General features: G+C 69.5%; 15 protein-coding genes and 1 tRNA gene. 11 read left to right on the forward strand and 5 right to left on the reverse strand.

The window, feature by feature from the left end:
* Positions 1 to 33: 33 nt before the first annotated feature.
* Positions 34 to 2,292, forward strand: a complete 2,259-nt coding sequence (locus KIT25_09375; GenBank protein UYN97118.1) for a hypothetical protein — start codon at positions 34 to 36, stop codon at positions 2,290 to 2,292.
* Positions 2,293 to 2,371: 79 nt separating this feature from the next.
* Here the strand turns inward: KIT25_09375 and KIT25_09380 are convergent, their stop codons facing one another.
* Positions 2,372 to 3,196: a TIR domain-containing protein gene (locus tag KIT25_09380; protein ID UYN97119.1), complete on the reverse strand. Its 825-nt coding sequence runs from the start codon at positions 3,194 to 3,196 to the stop codon at positions 2,372 to 2,374.
* Between the two features lie 83 nt (positions 3,197 to 3,279).
* Here KIT25_09380 and KIT25_09385 point away from each other — a divergent pair, with 83 nt between their 5' ends.
* From KIT25_09385 to KIT25_09405, 5 genes are read left to right on the forward strand one after another with little or no spacing between them, the layout of a single operon-like run.
* On the forward strand, positions 3,280 to 4,674 hold the full coding sequence (locus KIT25_09385) for a M20 family metallopeptidase (protein UYN97120.1): 1,395 nt from the start codon (positions 3,280 to 3,282) through the stop codon (positions 4,672 to 4,674).
* Positions 4,675 to 4,687: 13 nt separating this feature from the next.
* Positions 4,688 to 5,248: a sigma-70 family RNA polymerase sigma factor gene (locus tag KIT25_09390; GenBank protein UYN97121.1), complete on the forward strand. Its 561-nt coding sequence runs from the start codon at positions 4,688 to 4,690 to the stop codon at positions 5,246 to 5,248.
* The gene (locus KIT25_09395; protein ID UYN97122.1) at positions 5,245 to 5,901 is read left to right on the forward strand and encodes a ChrR family anti-sigma-E factor; all 657 of its coding nucleotides are present in this window, start codon (positions 5,245 to 5,247) and stop codon (positions 5,899 to 5,901) included. Before KIT25_09390 ends, KIT25_09395 begins: the two co-directional genes overlap by 4 nt.
* A 25-nt stretch (positions 5,902 to 5,926) precedes the next feature.
* Positions 5,927 to 6,475, forward strand: coding sequence for a carboxymuconolactone decarboxylase family protein (locus KIT25_09400; GenBank protein UYN97123.1), 549 nt, complete (start codon positions 5,927 to 5,929; stop codon positions 6,473 to 6,475).
* 14 nt (positions 6,476 to 6,489) lie between these two features.
* Positions 6,490 to 8,016, forward strand: a complete 1,527-nt coding sequence (locus KIT25_09405) for a M81 family metallopeptidase (GenBank protein UYN97124.1) — start codon at positions 6,490 to 6,492, stop codon at positions 8,014 to 8,016.
* Here KIT25_09405 and KIT25_09410 read toward each other — a convergent pair.
* Positions 7,992 to 9,080 carry a 2OG-Fe(II) oxygenase gene (locus KIT25_09410; protein UYN97125.1) on the reverse strand — a complete coding sequence of 363 codons (1,089 nt, stop codon included), beginning with the start codon at positions 9,078 to 9,080 and terminating at the stop codon, positions 7,992 to 7,994. The genes KIT25_09405 and KIT25_09410 overlap by 25 nt on opposite strands.
* 76 nt (positions 9,081 to 9,156) lie before the next feature.
* Here KIT25_09410 and KIT25_09415 point away from each other — a divergent pair, with 76 nt between their 5' ends.
* Entirely contained in the window at positions 9,157 to 10,623 is a 1,467-nt protein-coding gene (locus tag KIT25_09415) for a YdiU family protein (GenBank protein UYN97126.1), read from the forward strand.
* A 19-nt stretch (positions 10,624 to 10,642) separates the two neighbouring features.
* On the opposite strand, the gene KIT25_09420 is transcribed toward KIT25_09415, so the two are convergent.
* A tRNA-Val gene (locus tag KIT25_09420) sits at positions 10,643 to 10,717 on the reverse strand.
* 35 nt (positions 10,718 to 10,752) lie between these two features.
* Positions 10,753 to 11,454: an HAD-IA family hydrolase gene (locus KIT25_09425; GenBank protein UYN97127.1), complete on the reverse strand. Its 702-nt coding sequence runs from the start codon at positions 11,452 to 11,454 to the stop codon at positions 10,753 to 10,755.
* A 41-nt stretch (positions 11,455 to 11,495) separates the two neighbouring features.
* Between KIT25_09425 and glmU the strand changes: the two genes are divergently transcribed.
* Entirely contained in the window at positions 11,496 to 12,869 is a 1,374-nt protein-coding gene (gene glmU, locus KIT25_09430; GenBank protein ID UYN97128.1) for a bifunctional UDP-N-acetylglucosamine diphosphorylase/glucosamine-1-phosphate N-acetyltransferase GlmU, read from the forward strand.
* Positions 12,870 to 12,892: 23 nt separating this feature from the next.
* Positions 12,893 to 14,716, forward strand: coding sequence for a glutamine--fructose-6-phosphate transaminase (isomerizing) (glmS, locus tag KIT25_09435; GenBank protein UYN97129.1), 1,824 nt, complete (start codon positions 12,893 to 12,895; stop codon positions 14,714 to 14,716).
* Between the two features lie 9 nt (positions 14,717 to 14,725).
* Here the strand turns inward: glmS and KIT25_09440 are convergent, their stop codons facing one another.
* Positions 14,726 to 15,811: an EF-hand domain-containing protein gene (locus KIT25_09440; GenBank protein UYN97130.1), complete on the reverse strand. Its 1,086-nt coding sequence runs from the start codon at positions 15,809 to 15,811 to the stop codon at positions 14,726 to 14,728.
* A gap of 397 nt (positions 15,812 to 16,208) precedes the next feature.
* Between KIT25_09440 and gor the strand changes: the two genes are divergently transcribed.
* Together gor and KIT25_09450 are read left to right on the forward strand one after the other, a co-directional pair.
* A complete protein-coding gene (gene gor / locus KIT25_09445; protein UYN97131.1) occupies positions 16,209 to 17,600 on the forward strand; it encodes a glutathione-disulfide reductase in 1,392 nt (463 codons plus the stop codon).
* Positions 17,601 to 17,690: 90 nt separating this feature from the next.
* Positions 17,691 to 19,127 carry a 3-deoxy-7-phosphoheptulonate synthase class II gene (locus KIT25_09450; GenBank protein UYN97132.1) on the forward strand — a complete coding sequence of 479 codons (1,437 nt, stop codon included), beginning with the start codon at positions 17,691 to 17,693 and terminating at the stop codon, positions 19,125 to 19,127.
* Positions 19,128 to 19,163: the final 36 nt, after the last annotated feature.

Raw genomic sequence — 19,163 nt, forward strand, 5'->3', positions numbered from 1 at the left:
GACGGATAGGCTCGCGCCAAGGGCGGGGGAGAGATGACCGGTTCGGACGCGGCGCGGCGGGCACGGGGCTTGCGGGCCGCCTTGGGCATCGGCCGGCTGGCGGCGCTCGGCCGGCGGGGCCTCGGCCAGGTCCGCGCCGTGCAGGCGGCGCGGCGCCTGCAGCCGGCGACGCGCCGCAGCGCCATCAAGGCGACGCTGATGGCGATCGCCTGCGTCCTCGGCTTCTGGGGGTTCCAGTCGCTGGCGCCGGCGGCCAAGCCGCCGCTCGACCCGTGGGCGCCCGCCGTGATCTGGCAGAATCTGTTTCGCACCCTGCAGCTCCTGACCACGCAGTTTCCGCCCAACCTGCCGACCGACCTGCCGCTGCAGCTCCAAATCGCCCGCTTCGCCATGCCGATCTTCGCCGTGTGGATCGCCGCCTCGGCACTGCTGCGGCGCTTCAACCGGCCGCTGCTCGCCTGGTTCGCCGCGCTGTCGCGCGAGCATGTCGTGCTGCTCGGCGCCTCGGAACTCGCCCAGGCGCTGGCACGCGCCTACCGCGCCCTCGGCCGGCCGGTGGTCGCGATCGTGCCGCCGGTCGCCGGCAACGTCGTCTCGCCGATGGAAGTGGCGGGTGCGCGTCTGGTCTTCGGTGCGCCGACCGACGCGGCGGTGCTGCGGCGCGCCGGCGCACAGCGTGCCGCCGCCCTGATCGCCGTCGACGATCTCGGCACGGGCGCGGTGGCGCTCGCCAGCGCCGTCGCGGCGGCCAACGACGGGCGCGCGCCGGAACGGCCGCTCACCTTCTTCCTGCGACTCGCCAACCGCGAGCTGCGCGGCCTGATGGCCAGCGAGATCGCCGCCGCCCTGCGCGAGAGCAGGGTGGACCTGCGCCTCTACGTGCGCGAACGCACGGTGGCGCGCGGCCTGCTCGGCCGCTACCCCGCCGACTGGGGCCTGCCGCCGGGCGCGCACGACCTGCACGCCGTCATCGTCGGGCTCGACGACATGGGCGCGGAGATCCTGCTGCAGCTCGCGCGCGTCGCCGTGCCGGCGGCCGGACGGCGCACCGTGCTGACGGTGATCGATCGCCGGGCCGACGGGCTGCGGGAGCAGATGCTGGCCGAGAACCCCGGCCTCGCCGAATGCGCCGAGCTGCGCTTCGTCGAGGCGGAGGCCCAGGCGGGCGCGCTGCGTGCCGACGAGGCGCGCGGGTGGCTGCTCGAGCCGGTGCCGGCCACCGCGATCTACGTCTGCGGCGGCGACGACCAGGCCAATCTTTCGATGGCGATCGCCTTGCGGCGGGCCTGCGGCCGGCTGGGCGTCGCGGCGCCGCCGCTGTTCGTCCACCAGCGGGACGGCAACCTGCTGGTCGATGCGCTGCCACGCATGCATGCCGGCGCCTTCGACGCGCTGCGCGTCGTGGCGTTCGGCGGCCTCGAGCAGGAGGCCGATCCCTACTACCTGGTCGACGAGGAGATCGACGGCCTTGCGCGCCAGATGCACGAGGCCTATCTGCGCAACGCCCGCGGCGGCGCGGCCTCCGTGCCGTGGGCCGAGCTGCCCGATACCTACCGCACCGCCAACCGTTCGCAGGCCGACCACGCGCCGCTCAAGCTGCGCGCGCTCGGGCTGCACGCCACGACCGACGCGGCGGACAAGGTCGAGCCGCCCGACGCCGACGGCCTCGAGCAGCTTGCCCGGCAGGAGCACGAGCGCTGGTGCCGCGACCGCTGGTTGGGCGGCTGGAGCTTCGGCACGCCGCGCGACGACGCCAACCTGCGCCATCCCGATCTGGTTCCCTACGACCGGCTGAGCGAGCCGGTGCGCGACCTCGACCGCCAGACCATCCGCAACCTGCCGGCGCTGTTGGGCGAGCTGGGCATCGGCCTGCGCCGCGACCTCAGGATCGGCGTGTGGTTCGAGACGCCGGCGCTCGACGCCGATTCGTCGGCGGCCGCCATGGCCTCCGTCCTCGGCAAGCGGATGGCCGGCCGGCCGGCGCCGCACCTGCAATTGGTGCTGCCGTTGCGCTCGCCGGCCGAGGTCGCGCTGGCGACCACGCTGGCCCGCGGCGGCAGTGTCGGCGTCGACGTCGCCCTGTTGCGCCGCGCGGCGGGCGGAACCGATCTCGGCGCCGGTCTCGACCGCGACCGGGCGCGCGAACTGATCGCCGCCGCCGACCGCGCCTTCACGCTCGAGCGGACGGCGGGCGAGGCTGCGCCTTGGGCCGCGCTGCGGGCCGTCTGCCAAGTCGTGCTGGTCGCCCGGCTGGGTGGTGGGATAGAGGAAATCGCCGGCGTGCCCGGCTGATGGGCCACTGCAATCGGCCGATCCGCGCTCGGGCCCCTGGATGGGTCGATGGAGAGGACAGCAGGGGTCTGCGAGGGTATCAGGCGAGCACGCCCTCGACCGTCAGCTCGACCTCGCCCAGCCGCAGGACGGCGCCGCGCACCAGCTCGGCGGGACGCTCGCGCAGCGCCGGCTTGTCGTCGACGAAGGTGCCGTTGGTCGAGCCGAGGTCGCTCACGGTGAGGCGGCCGTCGCTCGACACGACGACGGCGTGGCGGCGCGACACGCTTTCGTGCGCCAGCACGAGGTCGGCCTGGCCGGCCTTGCGGCCGATCACCAGCCCGTCGGGCCGCATGCGCAGCTGGGAGAGACGGATCGACAGCTCGAACGGCGCGCCGTCGCGCGACCGGCCGGCGAGGCGGATGGTGCGGTCCACCGCGACCCGGGTGGCGCCGTCGTCGTCGTCGGTCGGTGCCGGCGCCGCAGGCGGCCGCCGGGCCGGAGGAGGAGGCGCCGACTGGCCGCCCAGGCGGCGCTGCAGGGCGGAGACCAGCACGTCGGGCAACGGTTGGCCGGGCGCGGCGTGCCATTGCCGCAGATCGGCGACCTGGATGTGCGACAGGCCGAGCGGCAGCGGCGCGGCGTCGATCTTGACCGGCAGGTAGACGTCGCGCTGGAAGGCGTGATCGGCCTCGATCTCGACCCAGCGGCTCTCGACCGAGCGCTGCGACCACAGCACGACGACGACCCGCGCGCCGCTCAGCGCCGCCTGGATCTGGGTGCGCCACGTCGTGCCGGGCAGCAGCATGCGGTCCCAGAAGACCGTCCAGCCCTGCCGGGTCAACTCGTCGGCGAGGCGTTTGGCCGGCTCCGCGTCCTCGCGGGTGTAGCTGATGAAGATGTCGTACGCGCCGGCCTCGCTCATGCCGCGCGAATTTAGCCCCGCCGGCCGGCCATTGCCTAGGCCGGCCGCGCGGCTATGGTGCGCCCCATCACGAGGGCGAGGACATGAACGGAACCCGGCAAGGCGCCATCGAGCGGGCGGAGAAGTATTTCGACGAGGGCGGCTTCCTGGCCGACCTGCAGCGGCGGGTGGCGATCCCCACCACCAGCCAGGAGAAGGATTCCATGCCGGCGCTGCAGGAATACGTGTCCGGCGAGATGTCACAGTCGCTGCAAAAGCTCGGCTACGACTGCACGGTGCAGGCCAATCCGCGCGCCGAGTACGGCCCCTTCCTGATCGCGCGGCGGGTCGAGGATCCGACGAAGCCGACGGTTCTGACCTACGGCCATGGCGACGTGATCCGCGGCCAGGACGATCAATGGCGCGCCGGCCTGTCGCCGTGGAAGATCGTGATCGAGGGCGAGAAGATGTATGGCCGCGGCACGGCCGACAACAAGGGCCAGCACACGATCAACATCGCGGCGCTGGAATGCGTGCTGCGGGAGCGCGGCGCGCTCGGCTTCAACTCGACCATCCTGATCGAGACCGGCGAGGAGACCGGCTCGCCCGGCCTCGCCGACTTCTGCAAGGCCAACAAGGATGCGCTCGAGGCCGACGCGCTGATCGGATCGGACGGTCCGCGGCTCGACCATCGCCGGCCCACGGTGTTCGGCGGCACGCGCGGCACGATGAACTTCAACCTGAAGCTCACCATGCGCGAGGGCGGCCATCACTCGGGCAACTGGGGCGGGCTGCTGGCCAATCCCGGCATCATCATGGCGCACGCGCTCGCCACGATCACCGACGAGCGCGGCCAGATCAAGGTGCCGGAGTGGCGGCCCAACACCTTGACCAACTCGGTGCGCGCCGCGCTCGCCGACGCCCATGTCGATGCCGGCGAGGGCGCGCCGGCGATCGACCCGGAGTGGGGAGAGAAGTCGCTGACGCCGGTCGAACGGGTGTTCGGCTGGAACTCCTTCGAGGTGCTGGCCTTCAAGACCGGCAATCCCGACCGGCCGGTAAACGCCATCCCGCCGAGCGCCATCGCCTATTGCCAGCTGCGTTTCGTGGTCGGCACCGACCCCAACGACATCGTGCCGGCGCTGCGCCGGCATCTGGCGGCGCACGGCTTCGGCCAGATCGAGGTGGAGCCGGCGCGCGACGTCGTCATGAACGCCACGCGGCTCGATCCCGACAATCCATGGGCCAGGTTCGCCGCACGGTCGATCGAGCGCACCTCGGGCCGGAAGCCCAACATGCTGCCCAATCTCGGCGGCTCGCTGCCCAACGAGGTCTTCACCGACATCCTCGGCATGCCGACCGTGTGGGTGCCGCACTCCTACGCCGCCTGCTCCCAGCACGCGCCGAACGAGCATCTGCTGGCGCCGGTCGCGCGCGACGGCCTCCGGCTGATGACCGGGCTGTTCTGGGATCTCGGCGCCGAGGGGCGCCCGTCGTAAGCACGTAGCGGCCATGCTCTCCGCCGACGATGCCGCCGGCCTGATCGAGGCGATCGCCGCGCGCCAGGACCGCGCGGCCTTCGCCGCCCTGTTCCGCCATTTCGCCCCGCGCGTGAAGGCGTTCCTGATGCGCGGCGGGGCCGATGCCGAGGTCGCGCAGGAAGTGGCGCAGGAAGCCATGATCGTGGTGTGGCGAAAGGCCGCCAGCTTCGATCGCACGCGCGCCTCGGCGGCGACCTGGATCTACACCATCGCCCGCAACAAGCGGATCGACATGCTGCGACGGACCGGCAAGCCCGCGATCGAGACCGAGGACTGGCTCACGGTCTTCGCGCCGCAAGACGACGATCCGGACAAATCCATGCTGGCCGGCCAGTCGTATACCCGGGTGAAGCAATTGATGGAGGGCCTGTCGGCCGAGCAACTGGTGGTGATCCGCAAGGCGTTCTTCGAGGACAAGACCCACACGGCCATCGCCGAGGAGCTCGGATTGCCGCTCGGCACCGTCAAGTCGCGGATCCGGCTCGCCCTCGGCCGGTTGCGCACGGAATTGGAGAGAGGCGACCCGCCATGAGCGCTCATCCCGCTCCCGACGAGCTGCTGCTCGACTATGCGACCGGCGCGCTGGCCGAGGGGCCGGCGCTCGCCGTCGCGCTGCAGGCCGCGCTCGATCCGCGGACGAGGCGTGCGGTGGAAAGCCTGCGCGCGCTCGGCGGCGCCTTCCTGGAGCGCGAGGAGCCGGAGGGCGGGCTGGACGAGGCGGCGCTGCAGCGCACGCTCGCGCGCCTCGACGCCGAGACCGTCGAGGCACGGCCGGCACCCGCCGCATCGCGCCCAGGCTTCGAATGGGCGCCGCCGCCGCTGCGGCCGTATCTCCGCCCCGACGTCCGTTGGCGGCGCGCCTTCGGCGGCTTCGAGGAAATCAGGCTCGTGCTGCCAGGAGACACGCACCGCGTTTCCCTGCTCAGGCTCGAGTCCGGCAAGGGCCTGCCGATGCACCGTCATGTCGGCAACGAGTACACGGTGGTGCTGCAGGGCGGCTACACCGATGCGACCGGCAGCTACGGCGTCGGCGACTTCGCCGTCGGGCCGGGGCCGCAGCAGCACGAGCCGATCGCCGATCCGGGCGAGCCCTGCATCGCGCTCATCGTGGTCGAGAAGCCGATCGTGCTGACCGGCCCGCTCGGCCGCTGGCTCAATCCGCTGGTACGGCGCGGCTGGCTCTGACAGGCTGCCGGCTGGAGGATCATCCATGCCGCGCGTTCCGTACTACGAAGTCGATCAGGCCACCGGCAAGCACGCCGAGTTCCTCGGCAAGCTCGAGCCGCATCTCAACATCTACCGCATGCTCGCCAACTCGGAGTACGGACTGAAGGGCTTCGTGCGCATGGGCAACGCGCTGCTCCATCGCGCCGAGCTCGATCCCGGCCTGCGCGAGCTCGCCATCGTGCGGGTCGGCCGGCTCAGTCGCGCCGCCTACGAGGTGTTCCAGCACGAGCGAATCGCCCGCGAAGTCGGCGTCGCCGGCGAGAAGATCGCCGCCCTGCGCGATGCGACGATCGAGGCGCCCGTCTTCACCGACAACGAGAAGGCGGTGCTGCGCTTCACCGACGACGTCGTGCGCAACGTCAAGGCGTCGGACAGGACGTTGAAGGCGGTGCAGGCGTTCCTGTCGCCTGCTGCGGTGGTCGAGCTCACGCTCACCGTCGGCTACTACATGATGGTCTGCCGCTTCCTCGAGACGACCGGCGTCGAAGGCGAAGAAGGCCAGGCCGAATGGCTGAAAACGGCCAGGCTGTAAGAGGATTTGCAACGATGGCGTACCGCGTCCTGATCGCGCAGTTCATGCACGAGACCAACACCTTCTCGAAGCTGCCGACGACCCTGGAGGACTACCGCAAGCGCTGGCTGATCGAGGGAGAGGCCATGGTGCCGCGCTTCACCGGCACGAGGAACGAGATCGGCGGCTACATCGACAGCGCCGCGACGTACGGCTGGCAGCCGGTGTGGGCGGGCGCGGCCAACGCCACGCCGTCCGGCAAGCTGACGAAGGAGACTTGGGAGACGATCCGCGACATGATCGTCGGCGCGGCGAGCAAGGCCGGCAAGCTCGACGGCGTCTGCCTGTCGCTGCATGGCGCGATGGTTACCGAGACCGAGGACGACGCCGAGGGTGCCCTGCTCGAGGCGCTGCGTGGCGTGGTCGGCCCCGACGTGCCCATCGCCACCACCCTCGACCTGCACGCCAATGCCACGCTGCGCATGGCGGGGAACGCCAACGCGCTGGTCAGCTACCGCACCTATCCGCACATCGACGGCTACGAGCGCGCGGTCCAGGCCGCCGCGCTCGTGCAGGAGGCGATGGAAGGAAGGAAGAAGCCGCGCTGCCTGCTGCTGCAGCCGGCGATGCTGGAGGGCGCCGAGCATGGGCGCACGACCCAGCCCGGCCTGATGCTCGACCTGCTCGCCAAGGCCGACGGGTACGAGGCGGAGAAGGGCATCGACGTCGTCAGCATCCAGGCCGGCTTCACCTGGGCCGACATTCCCTATACCGGCCCGTCGATCGCCGTAAGCTACGAGCCCGGCGCCGAGGCCCGTGCCAAGGCGATCGCGCAGGAGTTGATCGACGAGATCTGGCGGCGGCGCGACGAGGGCGCGGTGAAGAACTACCGGCCGGTTGCCGACGGCATCGCCGCCGCCCGCGCCGGCGCCAAGCCGACCGACAGGAAGGGTCCGCTGGTCATCGCCGACGGCACCGACAATCCGGGCGGCGGCGGCTACAACGACACGACGCCGGTCCTGCAGGCGCTGCTCGATGCCAAGGTCGAGAACGTGGCGTTCGGCACCATCTATGATCCCGGCACGGTGCAGCAGGCGATGAAGGCGGGCGTTGGCGCCGAGATCGAGGTCACGCTCGGCGGCCACACCGACTTCTCGATGGGTGCTCCGGTCACGGCCAGGGCGGTCGTGAGGATGCTGTCGGACGGGCTGTTCAGGAACGACGGGCCGATGAATGCCGGAGTGGAGACCGGCATGGGGCCGACGGCGGTGCTGCGCATCGGCGGCATCGACGTGGTCACCATCTCCAACCGCATCCAGACCATCGACCTGCAGGTGTTCCTGAGCCAGGGCATCGACCCGCGCAGCAAGGACGTCGTGGTCGTGAAGAGCGTCCAGCATTTCCGCGCCGCCTATGCGCCGATCGCCCGCGAGGTGATCGTCGTCGACTCGGGCGGCATCTGCTCGCCCGACATCTCCCGGCTGAAATTCACCAAGCTGCGCCGGCCGATCTGGCCGCTCGACGGCGTGAACGATCCTTACGCCGGCCGTCTGCCGGCCTGAGGATCCTTCGCCCGGAAGAACGTCGTCAGCACGAAGCGGCGGCCGCGCGTCACCGGCAGCGCTTCGTGCAGCAGCGAGCAGGAGAACACGGCGGCGGCGCCGGCCGGCGGGCAGACCTTCAGGGCGGAGTACTCGGGGAAGACCAGCTCGCCGCCCTCGAAGTCGTCGTTGAGATTCAGCGACACGGCGAAGGCGCGATCGGCGGTGGTCGGCGCGCCGTTGTCGCGATGGGCGCTGAAGAAGTGCTCGCCCTCGGCGCTGTAGGACAGCACGACGTGGGCGTCGAAGCTGAATTCGCGGTCGAAGGCGAAGACCTTTCCGAGCTCCGGCCCGATGCGATAGGCGAGCCGGTCGGAGATCGCCTTCTGCATCATCGGTTCGGCGACCATGTAGTCCTCGGTGCGCTTGAGCTTCTCCACGCCGACATTGCCGTAGCGGCTCGACACGCCGGTGTCCTTGTGGTCGCCCTTGTGCCAGAGGCGGATCACCTGGGCGCAGAAGTCGGGCTCGAAGACGCGCGGCAGGACCAGCACCGGTGCGGCCGGCGCCCTCAGGACCGTGCCGCTGTCGCCAGTGCTGCGCACGGCGTCGGCCACGGCCGGCATCGCTTCGGCGGCGGCGGGCAATGGTCGGGTGTCGAACGTCGCGGCGATCCTCTGGTTGGGATCGAGCACGACGATTCGCAGGCGCAGCGGGCCGGACGGAGCGAGGCCGATGCCGCCCGCCGCGAGCAGCGCCGGCACGAACTTGCGCTCGCCGTCGCACAGCAGCAGCGCGTCATCGGCGCCGCCCGACAGCTTGGACCACGGTCCGGCCGCCGCGGCGACCGGCGTGCCGGCGGCGACGACGAGCGTCACCGTCGCCTGTCGGCAGGCCGTGCGGAATGCCGCGAACTGCTCGGCGTCGATCGTCTTGAGGTCGTCGACCGCGACCAGCGCGACGGGCGAGCCGCCGAACGACCAGATGAACTTGCGCAGCTTGCCGTCGAGGCCCGGCAGGACGAAGTCGGGAAGGCGGTCTCCCGGACGGAGGGTCGAGGCGTTGAGGGGCAAGGCGTTGCTCATGCGGGCGCCATCATATCGGACAACAATAGTCGCGGGGCAGCTTTCGGACGGCCCTTCCAGACCCTACATTGACATCATGGCCAACGACGCCGCCTTTGCCCTTGCCGATGCGCCGAGCTTGGGGCTCGACAACAGTTACGCCCGGCTGCCCGAGCGCTTCTATGCCCGGTTGCCGCCGACGCCTGTCGCCGCGCCGCGCCTGCTGAAACTCAACCACGCGCTGGCGCTCGAGTTGGGCCTCAATCCGTCGGTCTTGGCATCTCCGCAAGGCGTCGAGATCCTCGCCGGCAACCGGTTGGCCGACGATTCGCAGCCCATTGCGCTGGCCTATGCCGGCCACCAGTTCGGCAACTTCGTGCCGCAGCTTGGTGACGGGCGCGCCGTCCTGCTCGGCGAGGTCGTCGATCGCCAGGGTCGCCGGCGCGACCTGCAGCTCAAGGGCTCGGGCCCGACGCCGTTCTCGCGGCGCGGTGACGGGCGCGCGGCGCTGGGGCCCGTCCTGCGCGAGTATCTGGTGAGCGAGGCGATGTTCGCGCTGGGCATTCCGACGACGCGCAGCCTGGCGGCCGTGGCCACGGGCGAGCACGTGCTTCGCGAAGAGGTGCTGCCGGGCGCGGTGCTGACGCGCGTCGCCTCTAGCCACATCAGGGTCGGCACGTTCCAGTTCTTCGCCGCGCGCCGCGACGCGGAAGCGCTGCGCCTGCTCGCCGACTATGCGATCGACCGGCACTATCCGGACATCGAACGCAACGAGCGGCGCTTTCTCGCGTTGCTCGAGCGGGTGATCGCGCGCCAGGCCGATCTGGTCGCGAGGTGGCTGCTCGTCGGTTTCATCCACGGCGTGATGAATACCGACAACACCTCGATCGCCGGCGAGACCATCGACTACGGTCCGTGCGCTTTCATGGATGCCTACGATCCGGCTCAGGTGTTCAGCTCCATCGACCATGGCGGGCGCTACGCCTATGCCAACCAGCCGCGCATCGCCGGCTGGAACCTGGCGCGCTTCGCCGAAACGCTGCTGCCCTTGCTGTCGGACGACGGCGACGCCGCGGTGAAGCAGGCGCAGGAGGCGCGGGAAGCCTTCGACGGTCGTTTCTCGGGCGCGATCGTGTCGGGTCTGCGCGCCAAGCTCGGCCTCGCGACCGAGCAGGAGGGCGACGCCGCACTGGCCCAGCGGCTGCTCGACCTGATGCAGGAGAATCGCGCCGACTTTACCCTGACGTTCCGCCGACTCGACGAGCTCGATGCGCTCGGCGGCGCGTTCGCCGATTGGCAAGCGCAGTGGCGTCGGCGGCTTGCGGAGGAGGGGGCCAGCCCGGCGTCGCGGCGCGCCGCGATGCACGCGGTCAACCCCGCCTACATTCCGCGCAACCAGCGGGTCGAGGCGGTCCTCGCCGCGGCGATCGAGCAGGACGACTACGCGCCGTTCGAGGAACTGATATCGGTCCTGGCGAGGCCTTACGAGACGCGGCCGGAGTTCTCGGCGTACGAGGAGTCCGGCCCGCCGCAGCCCGGCTATCGGACGTTCTGCGGCACGTGAGGAAATCGATCCAGGAGAATGGTGGGCGCGGTAGGGATTGAACCTACGACCCCACCCGTGTGAAGGGTGTGCTCTCCCGCTGAGCTACGCGCCCGGAAGGGGCGCGTATAGGGCCACGCGACCGGTCCGTCAACCGACGGCGATGCGCCCGAGCGCGTCGGGTAGGGCGTCGAAGCGGTCGATGACGGCTTCGGCGCCGAGCTCGGCGGCGGGCGTCGCGGTGTAGCCCCAGCTCACCAGCACGGCCGGCAGGCCGGCGGCATGCGCCGCTTCCACGTCGTGCACCGAATCGCCGATCATGACGGCCCGCTCGGGCCTTCCGCCCATGCGCTCGACCAGCATCAGGATGTGCCGGGGATCGGGCTTGCGCACGGGGAAGGTGTCGGCGCCGGCGACGTCGGCGATCGGCGGCATCAAGCCGAGATGCTCGAGGATGATACGCGAGGGTCGCTCGAACTTGTTGGTGCAGACGCCTTGCCGGAGCCGCAGCCGGTCGAAGCGTGCGACGACCTCCGTGACGCCCGCGAACGCGGCGGTGTGGCTGATCGGATCGGCTTCGTAGTAGCGCACGAACTCGCGGGTGACCGACGTCAAGGTGGCGTCGTCGAGTGTCCTGCCGTGCTTGGCGAAGGCCTTTCCCATGGTGACCTTGCTGCCCTGGCCCATGTACAGGCGCATGTCGTCGTCGGTCACCGGCGGCAGGCCGTGGTCGGCCAGCACGTTGCTGACGGCGACCTGCATGTCCCTGGCGCTGTCGATCAGGGTGCCGTCGAGGTCGTAGAGGACAGTGTCGAATCGGTCGGCGATCAGCCGGTCTGCGTCGGATTGCATGAGCTTCCTTAGCACATCCGGCTTGCGACCGAGCCGCACGCATGGCATCCGCATGGGACATGAAGTCGCCTGTCGCGGTGGTGGTGCTGGCAGCGGGGGCCGGCACGCGCATGAAGTCCGCGCTGCCCAAGGTCCTGCATCCGCTCGCCGGCTGGCCCATGCTGCGTCATGTGCTGGAGAACGTCGCCCGTCTCAGGCCGGCGCGCGTCGTCGGCGTGGTGGCGCCGGGCGCCCGCGACGTGGCGGCGGCCTTCGCCCCGTACCCGACGGTGGTGCAGCGTCGAGCCCTCGGCACCGGCCACGCCGCCCGCGCCGCCCTGCCGGCGCTGGAGGGCCATGCCGGCCCGGTGCTCGTCGTGTTCGGCGATGCGCCGCTGGTCACGCCGGCCACCATGAAGAAGCTGGTCGATGCCTGTGCGCGCGGGAGGGCTGCGGTTGGCGTGCTCGGCTTCAAGGCGGGCGATCCCGCGCCCTACGGCCGGCTGGTCGTGCGCGACGGCGTGCTCGAGAGGATCGTCGAGAGCCGCGACGCCGTCGGCGCCGAGCGCGCGATCGATTTCTGCAATTCGGGCGTGATGTGCCTCGACGGGGCACTGATCGCTGACCTTCTGGGCGATATCGACAACGACAACGTCAAGCGCGAATACTATCTGGTCGACGCCGTGGCCGTGGCGCGTGCGAAAGGCCATCGTGCCATTGCGGTGGAAGGCGACGAGGCGGAGTTCCAGGGCATCAACTCGCGCGCCGAACTCGCCGTGGCCGAGCGCGCCCTGCAGCAACGTTTGCGGCTGGCGGCGTTCGAAGCGGGGGTCACCATGATGGATCCCGAAACCGTCTGGTTGGCGGCGGACACGACGTTCGGCCCCGACGTCACGATCGGCCCCAACGTCCGCTTCGGTCCCGGCGTGCGCGTGGCGGCGGGCGTCGAGATCAAGGGCTTCTGCGACATCGAAGGCGCGCGCATCGGGCGCGGCGCCATCGTCGGGCCGTTCGCCCGCATCCGGCCGGGCTCCGACGTCGCCGAGGACGTCCATATCGGCAACTTCGTCGAGCTCAAGGCGACGAAGATGGGGAAGGGCGCCAAGGCCAATCATCTCGCCTATCTCGGCGATGCCGACATCGGCGCGGCGAGCAACATCGGCGCCGGCACCATCGCGGTGAACTACGACGGCTTCGGCAAGTGGCGGACGGTCGTCGGCGCGGACACGTTCGTCGGTTCCAACAGCTCGCTGGTGGCGCCACTGCGCATCGGGAAGGGGGCGAACGTCACGGCGGGAAGCGTCGTCACCGAGGACGTGCCGTCCGGCGCGGTGGCCTTCGGGCGCGCCCGTCAGGTGACAAAGAAGGGGCGCGCGGCCCCGCTTCGTGCGAAACTGAAAGCCCGTGCGGCCGCAGCCAAGCGGGCAAGGAAGTAACCACCCCCTCCTGGACGACCCCCATGTGCGGCATCATCGGAATCATCGGCAAGGCGCCCGTCACGCCGTTGCTCGTCGACGCCCTGAAGCGTCTGGAGTATCGCGGCTACGATTCGGCGGGTGTCGCCACCCTGGTCAACGGGCACATCGATCGACGGCGCGCCGAAGGCAAGCTGGCGAGGCTCGAGGAGCGGCTGGCGCGCGAGCCACTGCCGGGTACGATCGGCATCGGACACACGCGCTGGGCGACGCATGGCAAGCCGAGCGAGCGTAACGCCCATCCCATCGCCACCAGCCGCGTGGCGATCGTCCACAACGGCATCATCGAGAATTTCCAGGAGTTGAAGGACGAGTTGCTCGCCGAGGGCCGTCGCTTCGACAGCGACACCGACACGGAAGTCGTGGCCCAGCTCCTGACCTCGTATCTCGAGCGCCAGATGCCGCCCGAGGAGGCGATGGGCAGGGCGATGGAGCGGTTGCGCGGCGCCTTCGCCTTGGTGGCGTTGTTCAGCGGCCGGCACGACATCCTGATGGGTGCGCGCCGCGGCAGTTCTCTGGCCGTCGGCTACGGCGACGGCGAGATGTATGTCGGCACCGACGCGCTGGCCTTGGCGCCGTTCACCAAGCGGGTGAGCTATCTCGAGGACGACGACTGGGTGGTGCTGAAGGCAGATGGCTGCACGGTCTATCAAGGTCGCAGCGAGGTGAAGCGCGAGATCCGCCAGAGCGGCATCACCGGCGCCATGATGGGCAAGGGCAACCACCGCCATTTCATGGTCAAGGAGATCTACGAGCAGCCGGCGGTGATCGGCGACACGCTTCAGACCTACCTCGATCCCGGCACGCGCACCGTCACCTTGCCGGCGCTGCCGTTCGACTGGAACAAGGTGAGTCGCCTCACCATGACGGCGTGCGGTACGGCCTGCTTCGCCTGCCAGGTCGCCAAGTACTGGTTCGAGAAACTGGCGCGTCTGCCGGTCGAGGTCGAGGTCGCGTCGGAGCTGCGCTACCGCGAACCTCCGCTGCCCGCGGGCGGCGTCTGCATCGCCGTCTCGCAATCGGGCGAGACGATCGACACCTTGGCGGCACTACGCTACGCCAGGGCGCAGAAGCAGACGATCCTGTCCGTGGTCAACGTGCCGGAGAGTGCGATCGCCCGCGAATCCGACATCGTGCTGCCGACCCTGGCAGGCCCCGAGATCGGCGTCGCCTCGACCAAGGCCTTCACCACACAACTCGTGGTGCTGTTGACGGCGGCGATCGCCGCCGGCCGCGCCCGCGGCACGCTGAGCGAGGCCGACGAACAGCGACTGACTGATGCGTTGATCGAGTTGCCGGCGCAGGTCAACGAGGCGATCAATCTCGAGGACCGATACCGCGACATCTCGGAGACGATCCTCGCCGAGGCACGGGACGTTCTTTACATCGGTCGCGGCTCGTCCTTCCCGATCGCGCTCGAGGGCGCGTTGAAGCTCAAGGAGATTTCCTACATCCATGCCGAGGGCTATGCCGGCGGCGAGATGAAGCATGGTCCCATCGCTCTGATCGACGAACTGGTGCCGGTGGTCGTCGTCGCGCCGACCGATCCGATCTTCGACAAGATCGCCTCGAACTTCGAGCAGGTGAAGGCGCGGGGCGGCAAGCTGGTGTTGCTGACCGACGCCGCCGGAACGAGGCGCCTCGGCTCCCAGGCCGCCGCGACCGTTACGCTGCCGTCGGTCGATCCGGTCGTTGCGCCCATCCTCTACGCGGTGCCGGTTCAACTCCTGGCCTACTACACCGCCGTCGCCAAGGGCACCGACGTCGATCAGCCGCGCAATCTGGCGAAGAGCGTGACGGTCGAGTAACCGGCCGTCTCAGCGGGTGCCCTGAGGCAGGCCGGGCGCCAGTCCGGGAGCCTGTTGCTGCAGGGGGGCCGGACGCGGCTGGCCGGCCGGCGCGGGCGCCGGGCGCGGCGGTTGGGCTGGTTGCATGGTCTGGACCAGGGCACGCACCTTGGCCGCTTCCGCCTCCTGCGCCTTCTTGAATTCTTCTTCGTTGAGGAAGCGATCCTTGTTCAGGTCCATCTGGATGAATTGCTGCACCGCGTTGCCGGTCAGCTCGACGCGGTCGAGCACGTTGTCCTTGTTGGTGTCGATTTCCTGGAACTTCACCAAGGCGATCTTGCGCCGCAACTCGAAGGGCGGCAGGCCCTGCGCCTGCGGCCCGTCGGCCGGACCGGCCAACGTGAGATATTCCTGCTGCGTGATCTTGCCGTCGCCGTTCTTGTCGAGCTGGTCGGCGCCGCGCAGCTGCATGTCGATGAACTCATTGATCGTCATCAACCCCTGACGGCGCCGCGCCTCCATCTGCTGGCGCTCCGCCGCCTGCTGCTGCAGCGACCGTTGCACGACGAGCCGCACCTCGGGTTCCGTCGCCTTGTTGTCGCGGTCCGTGTCGAACTGGTTGAATTCGGCATGGACCAAGGCCTCGGCTTCGGCACGCTCGACGAAGTTGTCGCGATTCGTGTCGAGGTTCTGGAACTCGGCCCGCGCCCGGGCGCGGCGCTCCTCGAGCGACGGCATGCCCGGAGTCTCGGTCGTGAACGGCGGCTCGGCGACCTTGAGGAATTCCTCGAGCGAGAGCTTCCCGTCCTTGTTGGTGTCGAGCTGCTCGAACGTCTTCATGCGGTACTTCAGGAAGTCCGCGCGCGACACCTCGCCCTTCTTGGCCGTGTCGATCTCGGTGAACCATGTCGGCAACGGAATCGGCGTGTTGGCATTGGGATTCGGCTGCGCGGCGGGCGCGCTCGCCTGGGGCGGCGCGGGGGTGGCCGGAGGTTGGGCCGGCGGTGCCGGAGGGCGGTTCGCGGGCCAGCCCTGGGTCGGCGGCGTCTGGGCGTTGGCGGACACGACGCTCGCAATGGCGGCGGCGAAAAACACGGTCGAAAGAAGGAGCTTCATAGGCGGACGAACCCGCGGGCTTGGAGGGGAAAGTCGTATCGGGCGCAAAGCATAGCGTGTCAATGGTCCGCGATTCGACAACAGTCTGCGACGCAATCGCGCCGAAAGCATGGCGCGGCACCCATTGGGGCGCATCGCACACCCGGATGCACCGGCGCCTCGATCTCGGCGAAGGATCGCAAGTATTTGGAGGGGAACGGCAAATCATGACGACGGCGCGCTTCCATTCGGCGCGTCGAGCGCATCCTTGCTTTGCGGCGTGGTGCGGACGGAGCAACGTTTCTGATGGCCGAGGAGCAGGGCCGAAGGGCTCCCGCGACCTCCGGCATTTCCCTGACCCGTCGTCGCCGGCTCCCTATATAGTCGAGCGAGGGCTTTCGTCCTCGGAGTGGCCGCGATGGCATACGACTATGACCTTTTCGTCATTGGCGCGGGATCGGGAGGCGTGCGGGCCGCGCGCATCGCGGGCGGCTATGGCGCGCGCGTCGGCATTTGCGAGGACTATCGCGTCGGCGGCACCTGCGTGATCCGCGGCTGCGTGCCCAAGAAGCTCCTGGTCTACGGTTCCAAGTTCGCCCACGAATTCGAGGACGCGCTCGCCTACGGCTGGTCGGCGACCGTGCCGGCGCATTCCTGGACGACCCTGCGCGACAACGTCCAGAAGGAGGTCGACCGGCTCAATGCGGTCTACATCCGTTTGCTTGACGGGGCGGGGGTCAAGCTCCACATGGGGCGTGGCCGCCTGCTCGACCGCCACACGATCGAGGTCGGCGACAAGCTGATTACGACCGACAAGTTCCTGATCGCGACAGGCGGGCAGCCGGAAGTGCCACCCATCTCCGGCCGCGAGCATGCCATCACCTCGAACGAGGCGTTCCACCTGTCGGAGTTGCCGAGGCGCATCACGATCGTGGGCGGCGGCTTCATCGCCGTCGAGTTCGCCGGCATCTTCAAAGGGCTGGGATGCGACGTCAGCCTCGTCCTGCGTCGCGATCGCGTGCTGCGCGGCTTCGACGAGGAGTGCCGCACCTTCGTCCACGAGGCGCTGGCGCAGAACGGCATCAGGATGCGCACCGAGACCGAGATCGCCCGCATCGTGCCCAAGGGAGAGGGCGGCAGGGGGCCGTATGAGTGCCACACGCCCCTCGGCGGCATGTTCGAGACGGATCTGGTGATGTACGCGACGGGGCGGTCGCCCAACACGTCCGGCATCGGCCTCGAGAAGGTCGGCGTCCAGCTCGACAAGGCAGGCGCGGTCGCTGTCGACGAATGGTCGAAGACGACCGCCGACAACATCTGGGCGGTCGGCGATGTCACGGATCGCATCAATCTCACCCCCGTTGCCCTGATGGAAGGGCACTGCTTTGCCGATACCGTGTTCGGCAACAAGCCGAGGAAGCCCGATCATCGCGACGTGCCGTCGGCCGTGTTCTGCCAGCCCGAGCTGTCGACGGTCGGCCTGACCGAGGAAGAGGCGCGCACGACGCTTGGCGAGGTGCGGGTTTTCGCCTCGGCCTTCACGCCGATGAAATACACGCTCGCCGGGCGCAAGCAGCGCACTTTCATGAAGCTGATCGTCGAGGCCGCCACCGACCGTGTCGTGGGCGTCCATATGGTAGGCGACGATGCGGCCGAGCTCATCCAGGGCCTGGCCGTCGCGGTGAAGGCTCGGGCCACCAAGGCCCAGTTCGATGCCACCGTCGGAATCCATCCCACGGCGGGCGAGGAATTTGTCACCATGCGCACCGCGCGGCCCGAGCCGGCGACCAAGAAGGCGGCCGCGGAATAGGGAAACCCACCGTCTGGCGTTTTATCCACAGCGCGTATAGGTTCACCCACCCCGCGCGGCCGATCGGCTGGCGGGTGCAGGAGGAGTGACATGACGGCGATTCCAGGCCCGTCCCGTGGGGCTGCGAAGGCCCAATCGCGCAGTTCGAGCGCGCCCGACTGGACGCCCACGAGCTGGCGCGGCCGGCCGGCTCAGCAGATGCCGGTCTATCCGGATGCCACCGCCCTGACGGAGGCCGAGGCGCGTCTGCGTCGCTATCCGCCGCTCGTCTTCGCCGGCGAGGCCCGCAAGCTCAAGGGCGCGCTCGCCAAGGTCGCCAACGGCGACGCTTTCCTGCTGCAGGGCGGCGATTGCGCCGAGAGCTTCGCCGACTTCACCGCCAACAACATCCGCGACACCTTCCGCGTGCTGCTGCAGATGGCCGTCGTACTGACCTATGGCGCGGGCGTGCCCGTGGTGAAGGTCGGTCGCATGGCTGGCCAGTTCGCCAAGCCGCGCTCGTCCAACGTCGAGAAGGTGGGCGACGTCGAGCTGCCGTCCTACCGCGGCGACAACGTCAACGGCTTCGAGTTCACCTCGGGCGCGCGCATCCCCGATCCCGAGCGCATGGTGCAGGCCTACAACCAGTCGGCCGCGACGCTCAACCTGCTGCGTGCCTTCGCCCAGGGGGGATATGCCGACCTGCACGAGGTCAATCGCTGGAACCTCGACTTCGTGCGGAATTCGCCGGCGTCGGAGCGCTACGAGGATCTCGCGGCGCGCCTCGACGAGACGCTGAATTTCATGGCGGCCTGCGGGCTCACTTCGGCGACCACGCCGCAGATCGCGGAGACCGACTTCTTCACCAGCCACGAGGCGTTGCTGTTGCCGTACGAAGAGGCGCTGACGCGCGTCGATTCGACCTCGGGCGACTGGTACGACTGCTCGGCCCACATGCTATGGATCGGCGACCGTACGCGCCAGCCGGACGGTGCTCACGTCGAATTCCTGCGCGGCGTCAGGAACCCCCTGGGCTTCAAGGCAGGGCCGTCGCTGGCGACGGACGACCTGCTCAGCCTGATCGATACGCTCAATCCCGCCAACGAGCCGGGCCGCATCGTCATCATCGCCCGTATGGGTGCCGACAAAGTGGGCGAGAAGCTGCCGGCGCTGGTGCGCGCGGTGAAGCGTGCCGGACGATCGGTCGTCTGGTCGTGCGATCCCATGCACGGCAACACGGTGACGGCGTCGAACGGCAAGAAGACACGGCATTTCGACAAGATCCTGGGCGAGGTGCGGGGCTTCTTCGCCGTCCACCGGGCCGAGGGTACACACCCCGGTGGCGTGCATTTCGAGATGACCGGCCAGGAAGTAACCGAATGCGTAGGCGGCGCGGTCGACATTACCGTCGACGGGCTGAGTGCGCGCTACGAGACGCAATGCGACCCGCGGCTCAATGCGAGCCAGGCGCTCGAGCTCGCCTTCCTGCTGGCCGAGCAGCTCAAGTCGGAACGTCTCAGCGTCCAGCGTGCCCGCCCCGCGATCTGAGACAGCGGTCGGGCACAGTCGTAGTAGTCGGACCTG

The sequence above is a fragment of the Enhydrobacter sp. genome (genome assembly GCA_025808875.1).
Classification (GTDB): Bacteria; Pseudomonadota; Alphaproteobacteria; order Reyranellales; family Reyranellaceae; genus Reyranella.

Bases quoted from the DNA above. Each gene is read 5' to 3' on its own strand.
- KIT25_09375 (UYN97118.1), top strand. From the start codon at position 34: ATGACCGGTTCGGACGCGGCGCGGCGGGCACGGGGCTTGCGGGCCGCC.
- KIT25_09380 (UYN97119.1), bottom strand. From the start codon at position 3,196: ATGAGCGAGGCCGGCGCGTACGACATCTTCATCAGCTACACCCGCGAG.
- KIT25_09385 (UYN97120.1), top strand. From the start codon at position 3,280: ATGAACGGAACCCGGCAAGGCGCCATCGAGCGGGCGGAGAAGTATTTC.
- KIT25_09390 (UYN97121.1), top strand. From the start codon at position 4,688: ATGCTCTCCGCCGACGATGCCGCCGGCCTGATCGAGGCGATCGCCGCG.
- KIT25_09395 (UYN97122.1), top strand. From the start codon at position 5,245: ATGAGCGCTCATCCCGCTCCCGACGAGCTGCTGCTCGACTATGCGACC.
- KIT25_09400 (UYN97123.1), top strand. From the start codon at position 5,927: ATGCCGCGCGTTCCGTACTACGAAGTCGATCAGGCCACCGGCAAGCAC.
- KIT25_09405 (UYN97124.1), top strand. From the start codon at position 6,490: ATGGCGTACCGCGTCCTGATCGCGCAGTTCATGCACGAGACCAACACC.
- KIT25_09410 (UYN97125.1), bottom strand. From the start codon at position 9,080: ATGAGCAACGCCTTGCCCCTCAACGCCTCGACCCTCCGTCCGGGAGAC.
- KIT25_09415 (UYN97126.1), top strand. From the start codon at position 9,157: ATGGCCAACGACGCCGCCTTTGCCCTTGCCGATGCGCCGAGCTTGGGG.
- KIT25_09425 (UYN97127.1), bottom strand. From the start codon at position 11,454: ATGCAATCCGACGCAGACCGGCTGATCGCCGACCGATTCGACACTGTC.
- glmU (UYN97128.1), top strand. From the start codon at position 11,496: ATGGCATCCGCATGGGACATGAAGTCGCCTGTCGCGGTGGTGGTGCTG.
- glmS (UYN97129.1), top strand. From the start codon at position 12,893: ATGTGCGGCATCATCGGAATCATCGGCAAGGCGCCCGTCACGCCGTTG.
- KIT25_09440 (UYN97130.1), bottom strand. From the start codon at position 15,811: ATGAAGCTCCTTCTTTCGACCGTGTTTTTCGCCGCCGCCATTGCGAGC.
- gor (UYN97131.1), top strand. From the start codon at position 16,209: ATGGCATACGACTATGACCTTTTCGTCATTGGCGCGGGATCGGGAGGC.
- KIT25_09450 (UYN97132.1), top strand. From the start codon at position 17,691: ATGACGGCGATTCCAGGCCCGTCCCGTGGGGCTGCGAAGGCCCAATCG.